We start from the raw sequence: 242 nt of genomic DNA, 5'->3' as shown, positions 1-242 counted from the left end.
TAGTCGGCGATGGTGAGATCGACTAGGTTGACGAACTTGGTGCCGTCGGTCAGGTCGTCGATGACCACGATATCGGTCCGTCCTTGAGCGTTCAGCTGCTTGACCAGATTGCTGCCGATAAAGCCAGCACCGCCAGTTACTACGATCATGGAGTTTGCCTCGCGTACGTTGATGGCCCCGTGTGACTGCCTGTTAAAGCTGTGTATAGTGGGCCAATTTGAAATTGCCGAAAAGTTTATCAC

Annotated in this window: 1 protein-coding gene; it reads right to left on the bottom strand. The window is 52.5% G+C overall.

Annotated elements, in window-relative coordinates:
- Positions 1–149 (bottom strand): NAD-dependent epimerase/dehydratase family protein (locus B4920_RS27630; RefSeq protein WP_139379764.1); only part of this gene is annotated, 149 nt, incomplete at its 3' end.
- Positions 150–242: the final 93 nt, after the last annotated feature.

The organism is Zoogloea sp. LCSB751 (assembly GCF_002028455.1).
Lineage (GTDB): Bacteria > Pseudomonadota > Gammaproteobacteria > Burkholderiales > Rhodocyclaceae > Zoogloea.
The sequence above is the reverse complement of the archived record's forward strand: the minus strand, read 5'-3'. Positions and strand labels throughout refer to the sequence as shown.